At 50.1% G+C, this 19,959-nt stretch carries 22 protein-coding genes and 1 pseudogene; 11 read left to right on the top strand and 12 right to left on the bottom strand.

Going from position 1 to position 19,959, the window contains the following annotated elements:
- Positions 1 to 122, top strand: a pseudogene (locus BTA51_RS27425) (IS3 family transposase); the annotation flags it as partial.
- Between the two features lie 284 nt (positions 123 to 406).
- Here the strand turns inward: BTA51_RS27425 and BTA51_RS27420 are convergent.
- Entirely contained in the window at positions 407 to 1,393 is a 987-nt protein-coding gene (locus tag BTA51_RS27420; RefSeq protein ID WP_094712280.1) for an acyl-CoA desaturase, read from the bottom strand.
- A gap of 127 nt (positions 1,394 to 1,520) precedes the next feature.
- On the opposite strand from BTA51_RS27420, the gene BTA51_RS27415 reads away from it, so the two are divergent.
- From BTA51_RS27415 to BTA51_RS27390, 6 genes are all read left to right on the top strand, one after another.
- Positions 1,521 to 1,754 carry a hypothetical protein gene (locus BTA51_RS27415; protein WP_094712279.1) on the top strand — a complete coding sequence of 78 codons (234 nt, stop codon included), beginning with the start codon at positions 1,521 to 1,523 and terminating at the stop codon, positions 1,752 to 1,754.
- Positions 1,755 to 1,764: 10 nt separating this feature from the next.
- On the top strand, positions 1,765 to 2,160 hold the full coding sequence (locus tag BTA51_RS27410; protein WP_094712278.1) for an Imm44 family immunity protein: 396 nt from the start codon (positions 1,765 to 1,767) through the stop codon (positions 2,158 to 2,160).
- Between the two features lie 447 nt (positions 2,161 to 2,607).
- Positions 2,608 to 3,003: a HEAT repeat domain-containing protein gene (locus BTA51_RS27405; protein WP_094712277.1), complete on the top strand. Its 396-nt coding sequence runs from the start codon at positions 2,608 to 2,610 to the stop codon at positions 3,001 to 3,003.
- A 320-nt stretch (positions 3,004 to 3,323) separates the two neighbouring features.
- Positions 3,324 to 3,791, top strand: a complete 468-nt coding sequence (locus BTA51_RS27400; protein WP_094712276.1) for a hypothetical protein — start codon at positions 3,324 to 3,326, stop codon at positions 3,789 to 3,791.
- Positions 3,792 to 3,850: 59 nt separating this feature from the next.
- Positions 3,851 to 4,288: a GNAT family N-acetyltransferase gene (locus BTA51_RS27395; protein ID WP_094712275.1), complete on the top strand. Its 438-nt coding sequence runs from the start codon at positions 3,851 to 3,853 to the stop codon at positions 4,286 to 4,288.
- Between the two features lie 75 nt (positions 4,289 to 4,363).
- The gene (locus BTA51_RS27390) at positions 4,364 to 4,870 is read left to right on the top strand and encodes an ATP-binding protein (protein ID WP_094712274.1); all 507 of its coding nucleotides are present in this window, start codon (positions 4,364 to 4,366) and stop codon (positions 4,868 to 4,870) included.
- A 25-nt stretch (positions 4,871 to 4,895) separates the two neighbouring features.
- On the opposite strand, the gene BTA51_RS27385 is transcribed toward BTA51_RS27390, so the two are convergent.
- Entirely contained in the window at positions 4,896 to 5,615 is a 720-nt protein-coding gene (locus tag BTA51_RS27385; protein WP_094712273.1) for an START domain-containing protein, read from the bottom strand.
- 157 nt (positions 5,616 to 5,772) lie between these two features.
- Here BTA51_RS27385 and BTA51_RS27380 point away from each other — a divergent pair, with 157 nt between their 5' ends.
- Entirely contained in the window at positions 5,773 to 6,228 is a 456-nt protein-coding gene (locus BTA51_RS27380; protein WP_094712272.1) for a hypothetical protein, read from the top strand.
- A gap of 26 nt (positions 6,229 to 6,254) precedes the next feature.
- Here BTA51_RS27380 and BTA51_RS27375 read toward each other — a convergent pair whose 3' ends face one another.
- The 3 genes from BTA51_RS27375 to BTA51_RS27365 all read right to left on the bottom strand — a co-directional run bounded on the left by BTA51_RS27375 (position 6,255) and on the right by BTA51_RS27365 (position 9,817).
- Positions 6,255 to 7,700, bottom strand: a complete 1,446-nt coding sequence (locus BTA51_RS27375; protein WP_094712271.1) for a HAMP domain-containing sensor histidine kinase — start codon at positions 7,698 to 7,700, stop codon at positions 6,255 to 6,257.
- Positions 7,697 to 8,368, bottom strand: coding sequence for a response regulator transcription factor (locus tag BTA51_RS27370; RefSeq protein ID WP_094712270.1), 672 nt, complete (start codon positions 8,366 to 8,368; stop codon positions 7,697 to 7,699). The genes BTA51_RS27375 and BTA51_RS27370 overlap by 4 nt, the downstream gene beginning before the upstream one ends.
- Positions 8,369 to 8,440: 72 nt before the next feature.
- Complete coding sequence (locus BTA51_RS27365) at positions 8,441 to 9,817, bottom strand: endo alpha-1,4 polygalactosaminidase (protein ID WP_094712269.1); 1,377 nt, start codon at positions 9,815 to 9,817, stop codon at positions 8,441 to 8,443.
- Between the two features lie 53 nt (positions 9,818 to 9,870).
- Between BTA51_RS27365 and BTA51_RS30825 the strand changes: the two genes are divergently transcribed.
- The 3 genes from BTA51_RS30825 to BTA51_RS27355 all read left to right on the top strand — a co-directional run bounded on the left by BTA51_RS30825 (position 9,871) and on the right by BTA51_RS27355 (position 11,591).
- Positions 9,871 to 9,996: a hypothetical protein gene (locus BTA51_RS30825; RefSeq protein WP_256385769.1), complete on the top strand. Its 126-nt coding sequence runs from the start codon at positions 9,871 to 9,873 to the stop codon at positions 9,994 to 9,996.
- Positions 9,997 to 10,035: 39 nt separating this feature from the next.
- Complete coding sequence (locus tag BTA51_RS27360; RefSeq protein ID WP_094712268.1) at positions 10,036 to 10,305, top strand: MoaD/ThiS family protein; 270 nt, start codon at positions 10,036 to 10,038, stop codon at positions 10,303 to 10,305.
- A gap of 161 nt (positions 10,306 to 10,466) precedes the next feature.
- Positions 10,467 to 11,591, top strand: a complete 1,125-nt coding sequence (locus BTA51_RS27355; protein WP_094712267.1) for a sialidase — start codon at positions 10,467 to 10,469, stop codon at positions 11,589 to 11,591.
- A gap of 45 nt (positions 11,592 to 11,636) precedes the next feature.
- Here BTA51_RS27355 and BTA51_RS27350 read toward each other — a convergent pair whose 3' ends face one another.
- The 7 genes from BTA51_RS27350 to BTA51_RS27320 form a co-directional block, all read right to left on the bottom strand.
- Positions 11,637 to 12,419: an ABC transporter substrate-binding protein gene (locus BTA51_RS27350; RefSeq protein WP_094712266.1), complete on the bottom strand. Its 783-nt coding sequence runs from the start codon at positions 12,417 to 12,419 to the stop codon at positions 11,637 to 11,639.
- 168 nt (positions 12,420 to 12,587) lie between these two features.
- On the bottom strand, positions 12,588 to 13,439 hold the full coding sequence (locus tag BTA51_RS27345) for a hypothetical protein (protein WP_094712265.1): 852 nt from the start codon (positions 13,437 to 13,439) through the stop codon (positions 12,588 to 12,590).
- A 63-nt stretch (positions 13,440 to 13,502) separates the two neighbouring features.
- Positions 13,503 to 14,681 carry a catalase family protein gene (locus BTA51_RS27340; protein WP_094712264.1) on the bottom strand — a complete coding sequence of 393 codons (1,179 nt, stop codon included), beginning with the start codon at positions 14,679 to 14,681 and terminating at the stop codon, positions 13,503 to 13,505.
- A 1-nt stretch (position 14,682) separates the two neighbouring features.
- Positions 14,683 to 16,188 carry a Dyp-type peroxidase gene (locus BTA51_RS27335; protein ID WP_094712263.1) on the bottom strand — a complete coding sequence of 502 codons (1,506 nt, stop codon included), beginning with the start codon at positions 16,186 to 16,188 and terminating at the stop codon, positions 14,683 to 14,685.
- Positions 16,189 to 16,312: 124 nt separating this feature from the next.
- The gene (locus BTA51_RS27330) at positions 16,313 to 17,701 is read right to left on the bottom strand and encodes a hypothetical protein (RefSeq protein WP_094712262.1); all 1,389 of its coding nucleotides are present in this window, start codon (positions 17,699 to 17,701) and stop codon (positions 16,313 to 16,315) included.
- Between the two features lie 11 nt (positions 17,702 to 17,712).
- Positions 17,713 to 18,162, bottom strand: coding sequence for a hypothetical protein (locus BTA51_RS27325; protein ID WP_094712261.1), 450 nt, complete (start codon positions 18,160 to 18,162; stop codon positions 17,713 to 17,715).
- Positions 18,159 to 19,907 carry a GMC oxidoreductase gene (locus BTA51_RS27320; RefSeq protein ID WP_094712282.1) on the bottom strand — a complete coding sequence of 583 codons (1,749 nt, stop codon included), beginning with the start codon at positions 19,905 to 19,907 and terminating at the stop codon, positions 18,159 to 18,161. The genes BTA51_RS27325 and BTA51_RS27320 overlap by 4 nt, the downstream gene beginning before the upstream one ends.
- Positions 19,908 to 19,959: the final 52 nt, after the last annotated feature.

The raw sequence follows: 19,959 nt of genomic DNA, 5'->3' as shown, positions 1-19,959 counted from the left end.
AAGCGCGAGCAGATATTTTTGATTACATCGAGCGGTTCCATAATCCTAGGATGCGGCGTAGAGTTGCCCTTCAGGATCGGAAGTTATCAGCCGTTTTAAAACCGTCCGTGGAAACGGGGTAGAACCCAGATGCAACAATATTAGTATTGTCACAGTCAACGATAGAGAAAAGACTTTGAAGGTGATAAAACGCTTTGTTGAACCGCGCCATGTAATGAAAGTGATCGCGCCTTCTATAGAAAAGCTACCAATACTAATTGAAGACGTAGACTTATACTTCGCAGTAGCAGATCTACTCGAGGCAAAATATAACAACTGGTTTACGTTTAAAATTGGGTAACCAATGAACGTATTACAAGTAGAAATGGGCACTAAAAGGATACCCCTTGTGTATTTAAACTGCCTATCAGCCGGGGGGCATAACCTTACCTACCATTGAAATAAACTTACAAGGCTTCGGGAGCTTGTAGTTCCGTATTGTTACACCTTCATGGTGGATCTTTTGAAGTTCTGAACGATTGGACAAATCTTTTGGAAGCCTAATATTCCATACCAGTCCAAGATTATTCAATGCATTAAGTACCCACCAGCCTGGGTCATTTTGCCCTTGGTAAATGCCCAACATCGCAGAGCCAGGATAAGCATGATGATTATTATGCCAACTTTCTCCCATCGTAATTAATCCTGCAAAGCGAACATTATGCCCCTGTACTGCGGCACCATTAATATGCCAATCCCTACTTCCTTCATTATGAGCAAAATAGCCTATCAGCCAGTGTCCAGTCACGGATATTGCGATACGAGCAGAGATTCCCCAGATAACCCAAGAGATACCTCCAATGTAAAAGAAAAGTACTGTCCATGGTAATTGTTGGAACATCCACGTCCGTTCCATGAATCTATATATTTTATTATTTCGAATTCTCATCTCAGGAATAAACTTCGGCGGATTATTTAGCCGTAAATCGCAGTTTAATTGCCACCATCCATCTTTGAAAAAACTGGATCCATGTCTCAGGAAAGGATGACATTCCGACTTTCTTTGTGCCCAGTCTCTAATGTCATGCTGATAAACCATGCTAAATGGTCCTGCCATTCCTACGAGGACGCCCAAATGCACGAATAGATACTCCATCCATTTGGGGCACTCATAACTGTTATGTATCAGCCTGCGGTGCATACCTAAAGAGTGGCCGAGGCAAAGCGTCAATGCGGTAAACACTATGAAAAGAGAAAATGCAGACCAGCTAAAAAATATTATTCCACCTATGGTGCCAATCATTAAATGAGACAAATACCACATGGACTTTATAGGCGACCAAACAACATTTCCTGAATCAGCATTGGTTGCTGGGTTCTCTGCCATTCTTGGAGTCTCATTGTTTGTATCCATAAACTCTCCATGGGAATTAGGAAATTTGAGGCCATATTAAAAATAAGCTGAATCAATTCAATCAACAATAGCTTTGTAGGAAAAATAATACTTGTGGGTCCAAATCGTTAATTGATCAGTCTTTTGGGTGTCCCATTTTCTGATTTCAAAATATGGTGAAACGACTCGCGGGGAAGATCGTTTTGGCGATAACAAGCAAAAACGTTATAGTAAAAAATTCTTAAAAGAAAATAATGTGGACTATGTGAAACAAGAGTCTGGAACAAAAAAAGAAATGCATAAGTGGCAGCATGAAAAAATTCTCGAATATAAAGCCGAAAATGGTGGTAAAAGACCAAGACTAAATAAAAGTGACTATTAGGACCAACAATATGAAACTTTGGATAGGAGGAGAGCTTCAGGCAGATGTCGCAGATAACTTTAGAGCGGCTAGAAAGAAAGTAGAAAATGCGATAAATGATGAAATAACTCGGGGCAGCTACGAAGTAAACTTAGTTGACTGGGATTGCATTGCTATTTTGAGGGAGGATAATGAATTTAAGGAAATAACCAAATATTCCTCTTCAAAGAAAGAAATGGACTATAGGCTCAATATTAATTTTCAAGAATTTAAGAATGCAAGTGCTGAGAAGCAAGAGTCGATGATATTCGATATGCTGAAGAGGAGTCTGACTCTTCTTAAGGAGAAAAAAGGAATAAATGTTGGGGAAATAGAAAGGTTAATAAGAGATGTCGACCATGTTGGAAAAGTTAATGGTTGGAGGTAGTCTTATTATTTCGTCAACGGCTACAGTCTAAGGTAGCGCTAAAAAGAGGGCCTAAGGGCACTGCTGTCCCACAGTTTGACAGTCATAAGACCAGCCTCATTTGAGGCTGGTCTTTTTGATTAGGCGGTGGGCTCGGATTAAAGATCTCTACCAGCGACTTTCTTTCGAATAAATGGATAACTCCCTCGCGACCGATGCATACGGTAACTCTAAGAGCCCCCCTCTTTGATTATGTGGACTCAGATGCACCTCAGAAGCGTGCATAAGTACAGAAATGTACTCACGTTGTCGTTTCTCATTCAGTATCCACCGAGCCACTGTTGCTTCATCCGCACCACCTTTGACAATTTAGGAACTGGCTCAGCAACCCAACCGAAAGCTCATGCTCAAGGAATATCCCAAGAGGAAACTTTCCTTAATTCATAAAAAAGCTGAGAAGAATCGAAAATGATTGATATCGAAATTCTTAAAATTATTGAAACCGAAGATGATATCGGGGATCGTTTAAATGAAATGGTTGATCGCATTCGGAGAGGTTTAGATGTATATCAGCTACTCCCCCTCCTAGACTCCGATAATCCTAATTTGGTCTCGATTACCGCTTGGATTCTTAGTGAGCTGCCTTTTGAACTGTACAACACGGCTGATTTTATATCTCGCTTGTATGATCTAACCAGTCATGAAGCCCCGACCGTCCGATTTAATGCTCTCAATGCACTATTTCCGGCTCTGGATATTGGTGATGAAAATACACAAAGCATGTTGAAAAAATTGAGTCTCGATCCTAACAAAGGTGTGAGAAAATGTGCTCAGGCTGCAATAGAAAAGCTCTCCTTGAAATGAAAGGCGATGTCGCACAGAGAAGCTGGGGCCCCGGTATAGTTACACCCTCTCAGCCACAGATCCTAATGGTGATACAAGAGAAAAAGAGGACTGACAACTTTCTTGAACGATAGCTAACCAGCAATTCCTAAAAGTGCGAATAAAGAACTCAGGTGCCTCGCGTTAGGTTGGTTCTCATTTTGAAACCATAACGCGAGGGTTGCCTATCTGCACTTATAGCCCTTGCAAGCGATGCTACAACCCTGGTTTAGTTGTTTCGGTTGAATCCACAGAACTAGGTGCAGATTTCCGGTCGGCTGCACTCGATTTTAGGTATAGCTATGGCTCGAATAAAAATTGGTGATCTGGTCGAGATCAAGACATCATCAGGCTTAACTTACGCCCAATATACACATAAGCAGCCTCGGTACGGGGCACTGTTGAGGATATTTGACAAATCATACAAGAACCGACCTTCTCCATTGGAAGGAGTGTTGAATGATTCTGTAAGATTCTCGACTTTCTTTCCGCTGACAGCTGCAATAAATAGGGGCATTTTTGAAATAGTAGGAAACTTTTCAGTTAAAGAAGAGCTGAAGCCGTTTCCCTTGTTTAGAGCTGGCGCAGTAGGAACCTCAGGAAAAGTCGCCACTTGGTGGCTATGGGATGGAGAAAAAGAGGAAAGGATTGGGAAACTAAGTGATAAACAGAAATACCTGCCTATTAGGGGAGTGTGGAATGATACTTTGTTGATTGAAAGAATAGAGTCAGGTTGGACTCCATATACTGACCCAATCACACAGAAGTAGTTATTTAGTGACTAGTTCAATTCGTTTGTTAAAGCTTAAGATACTTAGGAGTATGAGCCTTGATTGAAGGATATAAAATTAGCACTAACCATGACGACATGGATGTATCTGTCATTCATGGCTTCATATCCCGGTCATATTGGGCAAGTGGCATACCAATGGAGACAATGTCCAGAGCGATCAAAAATTCATTATGCTTTGGTGTTTTCTTGGATACTGGAGAGCAAGTTGGCTTTGCCAGGATGATTACAGATGAAGCAACTTTCGCCTATTTAGCCGACGTCTTCGTTCTGGAAGAGCATCAAGGTAAGGGATTAAGCAAATGGCTAATGAAGACCATTATTGAACATCCAAAATTACAGGGTTTTCGTCGCATGGTGCTAGCGACTCGGGACGCTCATGCACTGTATGAGCAGTTCGGATTTCGGGCATTAGCCAACCCTCAAACCTTCATGGAACTATGGGTTCCGGATGTTTACGCAAAGAGATGCAGCTAATTCGCGTCAGCAAGAATTATATATGTAGGGGCGGACCTATGTGTCCGCCCATCTGGGTAACAAAACGGAAGTCAAATGAAGACAGGAACACTAATATTTTTCAGCGGTAAGATGGGGGCGGGGAAATCCACTAAATCTGCTGAAATTGCCCGTGAAAGGAATGCCGTTTTACTTTCAGAGGATGAATGGCTTGAATCTATCTATCCGAATAAGATTTCATCGCTGGATGACTATATAAAATACTCCAGTCTGCTAAAGCCCCAAATTAAAAAGCTGGTCCAGTCGATATTGGCTGTAGGCACGGATGTGGTGATGGACTTTCCTGCTAATACTGTGTCACAGAGAGAGTGGTTTAAGAAAATCTTCACAGCCGTTAATGCTCCCCATATTTTGGTGTTCATTGATGTCCCGAATGAAACCTGTCTGAGGCAAATCGAAAAAAGGCGTGTTGCACAACCGGAAAGGACGGCTACAGATACGGTAGCGATGTTTGAGCAGGTCACAAAGTACTTCGTAGAACCTGTTCCTGAGGAAGGTTTTAACGTTGCCAGAATCTCAAGTGATGCATCACAAGCCCATTAAAAATCTCGGGATGAGAATATTAAAATCACTCAAACCCAATAATCTGATGTTGCTCGTTATAAACAAACCTGGCCGAACGATACTCTGGGCGGTTGGCGACTTGTTCGAGCCGGGTGAGGGAGTGATAGGGAATATCCAGCAATAGCATGTTGACCAGCCATCCGGGAATGAAGCCTTCCGGTTCGGTGTGTTGAACCCAGGTGACATCGGTACTGTGTTCATCGATAGGGCTGAGAATATAGCGTATATCCATCTTTTTCAGCCGGATGTTCCGGGTTCTGGGCACCAACCCCTCCACGGCGCTTAAGTAGATTTCCACGACTCCGGTTTGAGGGTCGTCATTGGCCTGGACTTTAATAACGTAGTCCCTGTCACTGGCAGGCCAGGGGAGGTTGTTTACCGCATACTGGTAGAACTCCCTGAACTCACCCCCTTCCAGGGTGATGGCTTCGGAGCACCCTTCAACCCAATCCACACAGGTTTCCGCTTCCTGCATAACCTTCAGGATACTGCTCATCGAGGCAGAAATGATGGCTTTGCCCATAAAAGCTTTGACGCTGGAGCCTGCTACGCGCTTGAAGTAGACCTTGATACCGTCCTGGTCTTTCTGTAACACCCAGTCGGGGTCTTCGGGATTCAATCCGTTATCATCGGCATACATCAAGGTTGAGTTTCCAAGACAAAACATCGTCAAGAAGACAACCATCAGGCGATTGGATATGTTCATTTTCAGGGAGAAAGCCATGTCTGTTGCTTCTTATTATTCAGGCCAGGGTCAGGGTCTGTTGGCGTCTCTTTGTTGACGCGCATGTTGGGCGTGACTTTAACAAAGTTAAATGTAACTTTTGGTGGTATAGTGCGCATTTTCAGCATTCTGTTCATGGACTTAAAAGGAGATTTTTGTGAAACAGACAAATGGATTTTTAACCGTCGCAGGCGTCTTGAGTTTTGTCGCTGCCATGTTGCATTTAGCCGTGATTGCCGGTGGGCCGGACTGGTATCGATTCTTCGGCGCCGGTGAGGATATGGCGGTTATGGCTGAGCAGGGGAGCCTTTATCCCACGCTGGTAACATTGGGAATCACTGGTGTGCTGGCCACTTGGGGACTTTATGCTTGGTCTGGAGCCGGCATTTTGTTTCGGCTGCCTTTTCTACGGACCTGTCTTGTACTGATAACGGCGGTATACAGTATTCGCGGTCTCTACGGATTCTTTGTTCCGGTACTTTCAGATCATCCTTACGTGACGAGCTTAGGCACTGATTTCTGGATCTGGAGTTCACTTATCTGTTTGTCATTTGGCGTGATTCATATCATCGGTGTCCGGCAGCGGTGGACTTATTTGTCCGAACAGGCCTAGAAAAACTGAAGTAAATTCAGGCCGCCTCAGTCCGTTAACTTCACCGCGACGGAAAACTCGATGACGTCTGCCGCAGGCTTGCTGACATTAAGCTGAAAACCCAGTAAGTCGCAGGCTTCGCGGGTAATGGCCAGTCCCAGCCCAAAATGATGCTGGTGGCTGTAAACCGTTTCCTTGCGCCAGAAAGGTTCGAACATGTGCCTCAGATCCTGTTCCTGGATCTGGGGGCAGATATTGCTGACTTGAAGCAGCAGATGGTCCTTCTTCTCTCCTGATACCTTGAGAGCCACACTGATATCGGTGTTTTCCGGAGCGTAACTGACTGCGTTGTTTATCAGGTTTCTTACTATTGTCTGGCACAGTGTCTGGTCTGAATACAGAAACTGGGAGTCCGGAAATTCCGCGGAGATGGTCAACCCTCTCTGCCTCATGGCAGAGTCATGCTGGGCGACGACCTCCTGTATCGTGCGGACCAGATCGACGGTGGTTTTGCGGAGGGTGTATTCATCCTTTTGCTGACGGGATAGCAGGGACAGAGAACTTACCAATTCGGCCATTTTCCCGGCCAGGGTATGGGCCTGTTGGACAGCTGTCAGCAGTCGCTGAGGCTGGTCTTTGGCGAGCAGGGCAACTTCGGTGGCAAGTTGGAGCTCACTGATAGGAGTGCGAAGTTCATGAGCTGCACTAGAGGTAAACCTTCTTTCCCGCAGAAAATGTTCTTCCAGCCGGTCAAGCAGCTCGTTGATTTTTTCTGCCGGTGGACGAAGTTCAACAGGCCATTGAGCATCCAGACGTTCCAGTTTGTTGGTGGACTGAATTCCGCTTACCTGATGGGTAAGGCGTTTCAATGGAGTAAGGCCTTTTCCGACGCCATACCAGACTACAGCAAACAGCAGCACTGGAAGAAATAGCATTACCCCGATGAACCAAATCAGCAGCATGGCCAGATCGTGGTCCAGGGGCGCCCGGTTGCGGGCAACAAGCACTTCTACTTTGGTTTCTTTGATCTCTTCAGTTACTTGCAGCTCAGGAGTAATGCTGTCCCAGCCCCACTGAGGGTAGAGAACCTGGGTCGCGGCTCGTATGTTTCGGCAATCCGGCAATGCGGTATCAAAGATTGCCGGTTGATTATCTGCCGGCCTTATCGGGCGATGGATATGAATATCCTGTTGCTCCAGCAGAACTGAGCGATCCAGCGATTCTGTGCCGTCTCCCGTCCAGACTTCAAAAAGTTTATTTCCATCTTCGGCATAGGCGGTCAGCACTTCACTGTCCAGATCCACCCAGACTTCGCCGTCGGGCCAGATTTTGGTCATCCCCACGACACTTTGGAAATCGGCCAGGAGCTCCTGGTCAAACTGGTTGATCAGATACTCCCGGGCAAGAAAGTAGCTGGTGAGGCAGAGGATAAGCAGAAACGCCAGCATGACGCTGAAAGTGGTGAGGACGACCTGCTGTCTGATGGATTTCATGATTCGCTCATTTGATAGCCGAAACCCCGGCGGGTTTTGATCAGTGAAGGTTGTCCCGGCAGATCGATTAGCTTGCGCAAGGTTGATACCGCTGAGTTCACGACATTGCTCATCGGGTCAATGTATTCGTCGTAGATATGCTCTTCCAGTTCGCTTCGGGAAACCACCCGGTCCCTGTGCAGCATCAGATATTCCAGCAGCGCATATTCGCGGGGAGGAAGGTTCAGGGGCGCATTCTGCGATTTTACCGACTTGGTGTTGGTGTCCAGGGTAATGTGTCCTACGGTAATACTATTTTGCTTAAGGCCGAAGCGCCTTCTGAACAACGTTTCAATTCTGGCCAGCAGTTCAGAGAAGTGAAAGGGTTTGACCAGATAGTCGTCTGCGCCGTGCGTGAGTCCCTGAACCCGGTCTTCCACCGCGTCCCTGGCAGTCAGCATCAAAACCAAAAGATCACTGTCTTTTTCCCTGATTTTGCTGAGGATCTGAAAGCCGTCCATACCAGGCAGCATGATATCAAGCAGTATCAGGTCGTATTGGTAATTCAGTGCCCGCATCAGCCCTTCTTTGCCATCGGCAACGCTATCGACCTGGTGACCGGCATCCGTCAGCCCTGTCTCCAGGCTTTGCCTTAAAATTTCAGCATCTTCAATAACCAGGATGTGCATGGATAAACCCTCCGGGCTCCCATGCTATCCTAGGTTGGGGAGATCCCCAACCTGGAAATTAGGCCTAGGATATTAGTAATCCTCACACCCTTGGCGCCAGCCGAAAAGATCCAGCTTTTTCTTCATCCACTGAAGACCAAGCTGTTTGGCTCGTGGGCAGAAATCTGCCGGATTGCCCTGGTATTCCACTCCAAAGACCGCCTTATCAGCGTTGACGAAGACGGAATATTCCTCGCATTCGTTGTATTGGAAGCATTGTTCGTTCAATGCCCAATCGAAGTCATCCACCAGATCTGCGAGCTGTTCGATATCGTTCTTCAATCCGATTGAGAGCCCACGATCATGCGCCTGCCGGGCAAGCCACTTGTTATAGGTTAACTGGTCATCGGCTGTCAGGGCCGGGCTCAGTCTTACCTCGCTGCTGTTGGTCCAGGCATCGACGTTGTCCGGCTCCACTGCATCACAGCCTTTCTCGACCGCCAGGTCCAGGCGTGAAGTCATGATGGGCGTCAGCAGGTCGATACGGCGGATATCCAACCAACGTTCATCCCAGTCGGCCATGTTACCGGCAAAAGGAGGCTCTGAGCCGGTATAGGAATCGTCTGTGATGAAACTGAAATGCTCTTTCCAGTCATCGCGCCAGCCTTCATAGGTACCTGCACTGAAGTAGCAGATGACGGTGCGTCCTTCCGCTTTCAACTGGGCGATTTCGTTGGCACTGACATTAAACAGATCCACGTCATAAACACGGACATCGTGGTTATGGTCGATGTCGCCCTGGAGCTGCCACTGCCAGCTAAGATTGTCCGCTGGTGTTGGTTGCCACCAATAAGGATCTGGACCCGGCCCATCAGGATCTGTCCCGCCGTCACCGGGATCAGTATCCGCTACGGCCACTTCCAGTGCCATATAGTCAAGGTTACTGACATCCTGGTCGTTATTGGACTGATAGCGTATTTTCAGCTGTCCCTGGCTGTTGACGAATCGGGAAACATCTCCGGGAACTTCCAGCCAGAAGTTATGCCACTGCCATTCCTCAGCTTCGGTGTTGTCGCCAAGAACGATCCAACGCTTGTTCTGGAAGTCCCGGATTTTGAACAGCCAGCGTTGGTTGTTACGGCTTTCGCCCATGAAATTGGCCTCGACCACCAGTGAGGTCAGAGTATCTGGATTCAGGTCTCCCGGAAGCTCGAACACGAAATCACCTCTGAACCTGTCTGAGTCGGGCGAGAATTCTATATATTCATCCCAATTGTCCTGGCTGCCCGACAAGGCCATGTTGCCCAACACCTCGATGGGTTGTGAACTGACATAACCCTGGCTGACATTGATCTGGTCAACTTCCAGGGTCAGTGCCTGGGAGGCGGCAGAAAACGGGAGCAAGGCGGAGAACACTAAAGCCAGGCCATGCCTGAGGACAGTGCCTGAGGCCTGTTTGTTTTTATTCATATTGCAATTTCCTTATCCATGATTGGAAACGGCAGATTACCCGGGTAATGATTATGAAAAGGTTATGGAAAGACTTCGCAAGATCCTGGAAAGAACGTGGCAAGATCGTGGAAAGCGGGGATAAATACCTGAGCTGCTTCTCCGGCTACTACTTGTTACCCCAGGGGCATATGCTATGATCGCCTTTATCATATGGCTAAAAAGTGAGCGGAACTGCAATGGCCAAAGTGATATTCACCCCCAATCTGGAACGCTATCTGGATTGTCCTCCCCAAAATGTTGACGCGGAAAGCGTTGCGGAAGCGTTAGCGCAGGCCTTTGAAGGTAATCAGCGTTTGGCCGGCTATATTCTGGACGATCAGCATCGTTTGCGTAAAAACATTGCCGTGTTTGTGGATGGCATCATGATAAGAGATCGTCTTGGATTGTCTGATCCGGTCCAACCCGCATCAGAGGTCCATGTGTTACAGGCCCTGTCCGGAGGATAGCCTTAACAGGCTGGAGGACCGCGTTAGCAGACTGGAAGATAGTTTGAGAGGCAGAGGGGGATCGCGTCGGCAGGCTGGAAGAAAGCGCCGACATACTGGAAGAATAGCGTCGACAGATTTCAGTCTTCCGGAAATGAAAATAATAAACTAGGGATACGGCTATGACTCTGAAGCTTCAAGTAGGAACCCGTAAAGGTCTGTTTATTTATGAACGCAACGCTGCCGGGCAATGGACGGCAAGCGATCCGGAATTCCTTGGCGATCCCGTGACGATGCTGCTGCACGATCATCGCAATGGATACCAGTACGTTGCTTTAAACCTCGGGCATTTTGGCGTAAAGATGCACAGGCGCTCCGGCGGTAGCTCGCACTGGGAGGAAATCGAACCGCCCAGATTTCCGGTACAGGACAGCCCTTCAGTTTCAGCAGAATCGACTGAAGCTGGAGAATCAGTTAAAGACGCTCCCTCGGTGGAACAAATCTGGGAATTGGTGACCGGAGGCTCTGACGAACCTGGAGTGCTCTGGGCCGGTACTATTCCCGGCGGTCTGTTTAAATCCGCGGACAATGGCAGTTCCTGGCAGTTGATCGAACCTCTTTGGCAGCGTCCTGAGCGGGAATTCTGGTTTGGGGGAGGGTATGACCATCCCGGTATTCATTCCATCAGTGTGCATCCCGATAATAGCCGACATCTGAGTCTGGCCATCTCCTGCGGGGGTGTCTGGCAAAGCTTGGATGGAGGCGGAACCTGGGAGTTGGTTGGAAAAGGGCTGCGGGCCGCATATATGCCGCCGGAGCAGGCTTTTGAACAAAGAAGCCAGGATCCTCACCGGATGGTGAGATGTCCGTCAGCTCCCGACCATCTCTGGATTCAACATCACAATGGTATCTTTCGTTCCATCGATGGTGGCCTGAATTGGAATGAGATCAAGGATGTATTTCCGTCTGTTTTCGGATTTGCAGTGGCAGTGCATCCGCTAAATCCGGACATCGCCTGGTTTGTTCCCGGAGTGAAAGATGAAACCCGTGTTCCCGTTGACGGCAGGCTGGTGGTGACCCGTACCCGTGATGGGGGTAAGACTTTTGAAACACTCTGCAATGGCTTGCCTCAGGAAAAGGCCTACGACCTGACCTATCGCCACGCACTGGATGTCGACTCTGACGGGAAGGTATTAGCCTTTGGCTCGACCACCGGTAATCTCTGGGTATCCGAAGATCAGGGAGATCATTGGCAATGTTTGTCCCATCATCTGCCACCGATTAATGTTGTTAGGTTTTCCCGGTAGGAAAGGCTTGTTCGGAAATGGAAAGAAAGGTCGTCATGAGGAAATTTAGTTGTAGTCCCCCCGGTAGAATGCCTCCCACATCTGGTGAAAACGGCCATCCTGTTTCATTCTCTGCAGGCCCTGGTTAAATAGGTCCCGGTATTTTCGGTTGTCTGGTAACGCGCGAGAAAATATGACGTGGTAGTCCCATGATTCAAGCGGTGCCGTAAATGCCACCATGTCCTGCTCTCTATTGGAAAACTGGGTATGGAGGTTGTACAGGCCGACGGCCTTGTTTTCGTCCACGGCATCAAAACGGCCGGCCAGAAGTTTCTTGAAAATCCCCACGTGGTCGACGCTCACGTCATAGACAATCAAACCTCGTGCTTCCGCTTCCTGCAGCGGCTGGGCTTTGGCGCTGCCCATGGGAAGGCCGATGGAGAGCCCTTTCAGATCCTGCAGGTTTCCATTCCAGGTGATGGGTCTATCTTCTTTGCGATAGAAGAGCACAATCTCACCCGTATAAACGACGTCCGAATACAGACAGTCCTGTTCTCTTTCCGGGGTTCTGCCCCAAATGGCCGACGCGTTCCATTTACCGTCCTTTACCTGGGAATAAGAGCGCTTCCAGGGAAAGAAACCATAGGTCACTTCAATATTCGCATCTTTGTATATTTCAGAAATTATGTGGGGAATGATGCCGAAGTGGGGGTAGGATTCACTGATGAACGGTTCCCATTCACCAATGGCAATGCTGACGTTTCCACGAGCTTCTTCAGCGGAGCTGATAATGGGAAACCATAGCAGAGCCAGGATGACAAGTCTGGCAACACAAACACCTGGATACATGCGAAATGTCCTTCAGTATTGCGTCCATTCACCCGTTTCCGGATTACGATTCGCCGATCTCCGTCAGGCGAAATTTTCATCGTTGACTCTACAGATTGTGTCGTAACAGGACCATATCGTCCAGTTGCCCGGGAAAGGCTCAGGTGGGAATGTTGAAGAAATGGAGGATTACCCCCCATTCCTTCTGGGATCCAGATAGGTAAACAAACGGCTACGGGCCCGGGTTTTACTCTTGTATGCGTTCGCGGTGAAATGGGGTAGATAGTGGGTATTGAGTAAGTGGCCCGTGGCGTCATACTCGAATTTTTTACCGGAAAAGCGTTGCGGGTTTCCGGCAACGCCGATTCTGGCCACATAGTCCTGGGTATTGAAGTAATGCTCGGCATAAATGGCCGGTATGTCCAGACTGGTGGCGGCACTGGCAAAGGTATACAGCTCCAGCTTTTTAAGCCAGTCTCCGCGTTCCGTCGCCCCCAGCTTTTCGGCCAGTATCCGGCACGCACGGGCACTGATAATTCCCCCCTGGGAGTGGGCAATCAGAACCACTTTGGTGTGTGCTTCCAGAGCCTGTTCCAGAATGGCGGCGACACTGTTGTCCAGGGTGGAAACCGGCTGCATGGTCCGCCCTACGGCACATTCCAGCAGATCAAGAACAATGCCGTCGGAGGGATTATGTAGCAGGTATATGGTTCTTCCGAACAAGTCTGCCAACGCTTTGCCGTTCAACTTGAGAACGTCCTGATTGGTGCAGATGCCGTTCAGGAAAAACCATTGTTGGTTATCCTCTATGGGCGGGCGATCCGGTTTCTCAAAGGGCAGGGTGGGAACGCCTTTGAAGGGCGCATAGATAGGAAGCAGGCTGCTCCGGATCATGTCGGTGAATTTCCACTTGGAAGCATAGTTGTGTGAATTCATTTCTGAATAGGGTGCATCCGTGTCCATGGGGGACAGCACCTCATACAGATAGGGCAGGTTTTTAATAACGTTGGTGCCACGGTCTATAAAATCAGTAAGACCCATAATGTACCTCCTGATTCTTATTCTGGATTGGGTCAGTGGTTTTCCAAATAGGACGAACAGTCCCTAAATAAACACCTCATCTCCTGTGGGTTCGATATGTTGCTCCTTGTTGATGCCTTGCCGCATTTTTGATGTTGCCTGATAAATGTGTTTCCGTGCCCGGTTCTGATTTCCCAGTGGGCGGTGCTCAGCCAGTGCATGCCAGGGGTTGAATGTCAGGTTGCGGGCAAAAGCCAGTTGGGCGGCGCTGTCAAAGGTTTGCCTCGGTATTTCGATGGTGGCGACTCGTATCAGGGGAGAACTCCGCTCGGACCAGACCACAGAGGCGTTCTCCAGTGGCATCGAAACAGGATCCACTTGTATCTGGATGAACATGTCGAACACCATATTCTTTTGAGCCAGAGTGGCGACCATCGCTTCCCGCAGATAGTTCTCGGTCAGTTTGCCTACTTTGGATTTCCCGGAAATACGAGGACGATACACATATTTCACGGCACGATTGCTGCCGTAGCGATAGGGCACGCAACTATAGTAAGTCAGCTCCAGCGGATTGGCATGGGTGCGGGCATAGAGGCCCTGCATAACCCCATCCAGGTAATGGGAATCCAGGGGATTCAGGAAATACCAGGCCGGCGCGTCTTTTTCAATTGCCTGCTGGAGCTTCAGGTTTTCGTAGATATTTGGCGTGGTAAACGTGGGGGAACTGATGCCGAGAAAGTCATGGGTGGCTTTTTCGTCGTCGAGCAGTTTTCGACCCGGAACCCCCATCACTTTGATGCCGATACTGAGAATGCCATTGTTGTCGATATCCCGGGTGACCAAAGGGCCGGGCCCGGCAAAGCGGACGTAGGCAGGAAATGATTTCGGCTGCTTGAATAAGCCGATTTTCAGTTCTCTCGGCAGATCCGGCTCTATGTTGAAATTGGCTTTCAGTAAACCGTAAGTTTTGGTGTTGCCTGCCCGCTCAGCGACTTTGCCGGTGTTTCGGTAGTGTTTGATGAGAAAGCGGTTCATGGTGTCGGCAATGTCGTTGGTGGTCTGCTCTTCGTCATTTCTGACCAACTCCTGACCCAGACTGAGTCCTTCGTCCCGAAGACGTGCCCGGATGACGGCTTGAGCCAGCGTTTCGATAGGAGGGAGCAGGTAGCGGTCAAAGTTGTCCCGGTAATAAGGGTCGAGCCGCCTGACAATACCGGCAGCCAGAGTGGCTCCCTGGTGAATCCATTGGGGCAGAGTCTTCATATCAGGTGTTTACTCCTGCGCTCAGAATAAATGCCTGGGCACTGCGGCTGGGCAGGAAGAAATAGCCCCCGCCTTTGATTCTGACAAACTCCGGCATTTCCCTGATCTGACTGCGCACGGGCGATTGTTGTTGTGTGAAGTGATTCTGGGGCAGGCCATAGGAAGACCGGCTGCCGATGATTGGATCAGGATCCTGGTAAAGGCCGTTAAAGTTGGGGTTGTTTGCCCAGGTATGCTGTACGAATTCGAACTGCCGCCCAATGTTGGCGTTAATGCAAATGAAGTGAAGTCCCCGTTCTGTCGATGGCTGGTCCTGATCCAATAGTTTCATATATTCCATCGGATCCATGGTGGGATGAAAGGGATCTCCATAAGGACGGCCACGGCGCAACAGGCGGTGACGATTGCTGAAGGCGACCGATTTTTCCGAGCCGGGTTCAGGTTGTAATGAGTCTCTGGGGTGAGTGCGGCGAATATGGGCACCCAGTGGGCATTTGAACCCCTGTTGGTCAGTGTCATGGTAGGCAAACGCATCTTTGTCCGTCACTGAGGGATCGTCCTGCTCCGGAGACATAACCATCGGGGTTCCGCTGGGCCAGCGCCCCACCATCTTGGAGGCGAGCCTGATAGCTTTTTCCTCTGAACCTGCCTGTTCTTTCAAATAGCGCCAGAATGCCGGTACATCCTGAGACATCTGGCGGAATACCAGATAGGTTCCGTTTTTGCCGAGATCCCGGGTCGGAGAGCCCTCTGGATCCGGGGGGAGCTGGTTGCTGAAATCCAGCTCTGCCGGTATTAATGGACGCTGGGTATAGCGGTCATAACCGTTAGGGTATCCAAGCAGTATTTCGCCCAACGGTACCGGAGTGAAATTCCGGCCCTGCCGGTCGAATTCTTTGATGAAAGGCTGCGCGATGCCATCCCGGAAACCAAAGTGCTCTTTGGCTTCCGGAAGAAGCTGGGTATCCAGGCACAGGATTTCCTCCACGGCAGATGACGCCAGGGCCTCTTTCAGCGACTGATAGAGTTGTTCAAGAGCCGCCTGGTCTTTTGCGTAGCAGAGCAGCAGAAAGTCGATAGAAGGGGTGTCCGGACCACCCCAGTGCCAGTGTTCCGGCGCATTTTGCTGCTCATCTCCCAGTATCCGACGTTTATGTTCGGTGTTCATACCGGAGCGGAATTCATTGGAAAACTCATCCGCAACCTCTTTGCTGACACCTATCTTGATCAGCCCTTGATAGGTCCAGGCCAGGTTAATCGCCTCAAGTGCAGGACGCTCTTCCGCGTAAGTCAGGCGGGCCTGAAGCTTGCTCAGAGCCTTTCGGGCTTTGGCGGCAGAGTTGATAGTGAAAAAACCGAAACAGGCGGCAGGCAGGTTGCCGTAGCCTCGTACCACAAGTCCCTGGATTTCCCTCAGGTCTACAGGGTTCGGATAGCTTAGGAATTGGCTATCGGTTTGCGAGGCATCCAGCGTGTAGGTCATCTTTCCGATCACAGCATCTTTCATAAGGTGCTTCCTCTCATTGCAATCTGTTGTTCGGCCTTTGCCAGGGCAGCGCCATATTCAGCACTGCGTTATATCCAGCGCTGCGCTAAGGCAGGCCCAGTACAGTCTTCTTCAGCTGTCATTTTTAGGACAGCCGCTGCAGCCAGGCTTTGGCCTGTTTTTCATTCATGCGCCCGCGCAGGCCTGCTCTGATCTTGGCGTTATTGGCAATATTTACGGCAGACAGATGTTTGTATGGCGCATGCCAGACCAGGGTCGACAGTTGATGGTGTCCCAGATAGTCCTTGAAGCGTTGTTCATTGCGTGCGCCGTCAAAGAACAGCCAGTTGGTTCGGGGGTAGCCCTGGCCATTGCTGAATACCACGTTGAGTCCCCAACTGACCTTATCGATGAAATCCACCATGTAACTTTCAAGACTCCCGTCATAGTTACTGGCAAACAGCAGGCGTTGATCGTTATCGAGCATGATCCAATGCGCAAAATGGATGGTGTCGACTCCGTCCAGCCCGAGCAGAGGAATGCCGGCAAGATCGCCGTTGTTGAAAACATGGCGAAGGCTGAACTGTGCCAGTGACAAGACGGAACGGGCGGTAAGACGGCGAATCAGTCCGGGTTTCAGGGAACCTGCCGCAGAAAACTGATTATGAACGGCGAAATCTTCATCGGCCCTGAGCTGATTCAGACGTTCCAGGGATGCCCTGTCGGTGAGCTCTTCGTCTCCCATCTCCTTGATCTGGACAACTACCACCCAGCCCAGGATCAACGGCCAGGTAAAGGTCACGACCACCACGCCCAAACCGGCCAACGTAATAAAACGCAGGTTCTCTTTGGCTTTCCAAAGCAGAGAAGGGCGAACTGGCGGTTCCAACGCCCAGAACAGATCAGGTGATTTCGCAACATGGTTGATGATCTGCAGGCGCAACTCAGTGGCCGAGAGCTCCACGGGGTGGGAAAGGGTGTTGAGGTATTCCTGCAGGCCCTGCCGTAGCCGCTCTTCATCCTGAATCTGCTTTACTCCGCGTCCGATGGTATTCACATAAAAAGCCTGTGCCGGGAGCAGGTGTTGTTGCAGATACTTCATGCGTGCGTTCCGGGTACGCTTGCTTTTGGGCGGGTAATTCCGACAGGCGCTGAAGATTGCGTCCAGCCCGGCGGAAGATTTGTGGACCAGTTGCTGCAAAAAGCTGTCCACTGGACCATCCACATTGGCGATAAACACAAGATATGACCCATAGACCTTGGGATGTTCCGGGCCTTCATAAATCAGGAATCGGGCGAAATGAAGTGAGTCGGAGAAGTGGGCGAGGGGAAGGATGGCATTGTGATGAGTATCCTCCTGCAGGGCTTCGAGAACCTCCCGTAATGCAGGTTCTTTGTCTTCTTCAATAGGGACAAACAGGTTGATGGCATTCTGGGGCATATCCAGGAAGCCTTTGGCTTTTTCTTTCAGCCGGTTCAGCAGGCCCGTAGTTTCCCTGGGCACAGAGGTTAAGTGAGTGACAAGACTGGTCATTGTTGATGTCCTTATGTATTGGTTTCCAGTGCAAAATCGAGGATACGGTGATTACCCCACCAGACCTTCCCGAGATAGAGTCCAGGTTCCACTTCGCGGATCTCGTCCCGGATCTGTCTGGCAAACAACGAAGTTTTGGAATAGTCGATGACAATGGTGTCCTTACCATCCATCCAGCTGTGGTCCCGGTAGACCTTGGCTGCTATCAGATTGATACCCGCCGGGGATATTTTGTTGACCAGAACGCCACTGTCGAAATTAGGCTTGAACAAGTCGAATACCTTGCCTTGCCAGGCCAACAGGCGAGCAACGGTGGCGAACAGTCTCGGGAACGGTCCGCCTGCCAGAATGGCCGTTCCCTGGGTGTCCCCCTGGGGAATTGAGCCTGGTTTGGCTTTTCTGTAGATGTCATCCAGTTCTTCCCGTGAAAGTGTGAGCCAGCGTTGTAATGTCTCGTTCATGATGACACCTCTGTTTTGGCGGGTGATTTCTTGGGTCTTGTTCGTGAGCGTTTGGCGGTAGCCGAGCCCTTCGAAGCTCTGGCTGGCGCGGCTGATTTCGAGCTCTGCCGGTGGTGATTTACCGGGGTATGGGTATCGTTTTCCTCCATTTCCCGGCCGTGAATCATATGAAATGCCACCCGCTCAGCGAGTGCCGAGATGGTGGCGGAAGGATTGACGGAAATGGCAGACGGGACCAGCGCACCGTCTGCGACAAAGAGGCCGGGGTAGCCCCAGACCTGGCCCCAGGAATCGGTGACTCCCTGCATCGGCGTGTCGGCCATGACGCAGCCCCCCAGCGGATGGGCGGTAAGGGTCTTGTGGAATGGCCATTTGAAAACCAGGGAACGCCACATAAAGCTGTTGATGAAAACGCCTCCTGCTGCCTCGCTGATCGAGCGCATATGTCCCAGCATGGTATTGAACATGGCGCGACTGTTTTTATAGGACCAATCCAGATTGAGACGACCCTGATGATTCAGCTTCAGCACACCATCTGCCGCATCAGTTCCCATGCCGAGATAAGGGAGGAAGTGATTCAGGAAGCGCTCTTCCAGAAGACGTTCCAATTGAAATTCAGCATCTCTTCCCCAGGCCTTGTAAAGGTAGCGTCGGAGTTGTTGAAGACGTTTTAACGGACGGGTGGGTTGAGGAATCATGGCGTTGAAATACCAGACAAAGGGATCCGGAAAACCCAGGTCCTCAATGTAGATGTGTTGTCCTTCGTCATCCGCGAAGCCAATACCGGCCGTGATGCCGGGGCCACGGCCTGGCTCTACCTGCTGATCGGGAAGATAGGCGCCGGCAAAAATGAAGTCGCCGTTGCCTGAAAACCGACGGCCCAGTTGGGGAGAAAGATTGGGCAGTGTTTTGAGGTGTTTTTTGCAGCGTAAGAGTAATTCGTTGGTACCAAGGGTTCCGGCACCCAGGACGACCTGACGTGCCTGTACCTCTCCACGGGTTTCACCATCCTCGCGGGCATGGTCCCGGAAGACAACACGATAGCCCTTATCGCATGGAATCAGCGCGGTAACTTCATGAAGGGGGTAGACTTCCGCCCCGTTCTGCTCGGCCAGTGGAATATAGTTCAGGTCTAGAGTGTTTTTGGCATGGTTATGACAGCCCAGCAGGCAGTTGCCGCAATAGTCACAGGCATTCTGTGGCCTGCCTCCGGCGGAAACTTTGCCGTCGTCCCCAAAATGCACACAGATAGGCACAAGCTCGGCCCGGCGTCCCAGGCGTTCTGCCGCATTCTGGAAGGCTTTGGTTCGGGAGGGGAGTGCCCGGGCGTAGGGCGGTGTGATGCCTTTAGCTCCAAGCATGTCGGCCGCGACCCGGTAATAGGGACGCATGGATTTCAGGGTGACCGAGGATGGCCATTTGGGAGAATCAAAAATAAACGCCGGTGGCTGGATGTGAACATTGAAATAGTGCAGTGATCCCCCGCCCACCCCAATGCCTTGAACCACGTCCATGTTTTTGAAGGGGACATATTCGATAAAGCCCTGCTGTCCCTGTTTCTTTTCTGCGGGATCCCACAGAGCCCTGGAAGAAACCTCGACCGGGCCGCGGGGGAATTCCGTGCGGCCCCAACGCCTTCCTTTTTCCAATACGCAGACTGAACGTCCCGCCTGGGCCAATCGGCAGGCGGTGATGGCACCGCCAAATCCTGAGCCTACTACGACAACATCATAGATCCTTTTCATGATCACCTCCCTGGCACCATTGTTGGTATGGTGTGGACGGTGAGATGTTTCC

The sequence above is a fragment of the Hahella sp. CCB-MM4 genome (assembly GCF_002260525.1).
Classification (GTDB): domain Bacteria; phylum Pseudomonadota; class Gammaproteobacteria; order Pseudomonadales; family Oleiphilaceae; genus Hahella.
Note: the sequence above shows the minus strand (reverse complement) of the source record. Positions and strands in the feature narration are given on the sequence as shown.

Excerpts from the sequence above, each read along its gene's own strand:
- BTA51_RS27420 (WP_094712280.1), bottom strand. The coding sequence starts at position 1,393 with ATGGATACAAACAATGAGACTCCAAGAATGGCAGAGAACCCAGCAACC.
- BTA51_RS27410 (WP_094712278.1), top strand. The coding sequence starts at position 1,765 with ATGAAACTTTGGATAGGAGGAGAGCTTCAGGCAGATGTCGCAGATAAC.
- BTA51_RS27405 (WP_094712277.1), top strand. The coding sequence starts at position 2,608 with ATGATTGATATCGAAATTCTTAAAATTATTGAAACCGAAGATGATATC.
- BTA51_RS27400 (WP_094712276.1), top strand. The coding sequence starts at position 3,324 with ATGGCTCGAATAAAAATTGGTGATCTGGTCGAGATCAAGACATCATCA.
- BTA51_RS27390 (WP_094712274.1), top strand. The coding sequence starts at position 4,364 with ATGAAGACAGGAACACTAATATTTTTCAGCGGTAAGATGGGGGCGGGG.
- BTA51_RS27385 (WP_094712273.1), bottom strand. The coding sequence starts at position 5,615 with ATGGCTTTCTCCCTGAAAATGAACATATCCAATCGCCTGATGGTTGTC.
- BTA51_RS27375 (WP_094712271.1), bottom strand. The coding sequence starts at position 7,700 with ATGAAATCCATCAGACAGCAGGTCGTCCTCACCACTTTCAGCGTCATG.
- BTA51_RS27370 (WP_094712270.1), bottom strand. The coding sequence starts at position 8,368 with ATGCACATCCTGGTTATTGAAGATGCTGAAATTTTAAGGCAAAGCCTG.
- BTA51_RS27365 (WP_094712269.1), bottom strand. The coding sequence starts at position 9,817 with ATGAATAAAAACAAACAGGCCTCAGGCACTGTCCTCAGGCATGGCCTG.
- BTA51_RS30825 (WP_256385769.1), top strand. The coding sequence starts at position 9,871 with ATGAAAAGGTTATGGAAAGACTTCGCAAGATCCTGGAAAGAACGTGGC.
- BTA51_RS27360 (WP_094712268.1), top strand. The coding sequence starts at position 10,036 with ATGGCCAAAGTGATATTCACCCCCAATCTGGAACGCTATCTGGATTGT.
- BTA51_RS27355 (WP_094712267.1), top strand. The coding sequence starts at position 10,467 with ATGACTCTGAAGCTTCAAGTAGGAACCCGTAAAGGTCTGTTTATTTAT.
- BTA51_RS27350 (WP_094712266.1), bottom strand. The coding sequence starts at position 12,419 with ATGTATCCAGGTGTTTGTGTTGCCAGACTTGTCATCCTGGCTCTGCTA.
- BTA51_RS27345 (WP_094712265.1), bottom strand. The coding sequence starts at position 13,439 with ATGGGTCTTACTGATTTTATAGACCGTGGCACCAACGTTATTAAAAAC.
- BTA51_RS27340 (WP_094712264.1), bottom strand. The coding sequence starts at position 14,681 with ATGAAGACTCTGCCCCAATGGATTCACCAGGGAGCCACTCTGGCTGCC.
- BTA51_RS27335 (WP_094712263.1), bottom strand. The coding sequence starts at position 16,188 with ATGAAAGATGCTGTGATCGGAAAGATGACCTACACGCTGGATGCCTCG.
- BTA51_RS27330 (WP_094712262.1), bottom strand. The coding sequence starts at position 17,701 with ATGACCAGTCTTGTCACTCACTTAACCTCTGTGCCCAGGGAAACTACG.
- BTA51_RS27325 (WP_094712261.1), bottom strand. The coding sequence starts at position 18,162 with ATGAACGAGACATTACAACGCTGGCTCACACTTTCACGGGAAGAACTG.
- BTA51_RS27320 (WP_094712282.1), bottom strand. The coding sequence starts at position 19,907 with ATGAAAAGGATCTATGATGTTGTCGTAGTAGGCTCAGGATTTGGCGGT.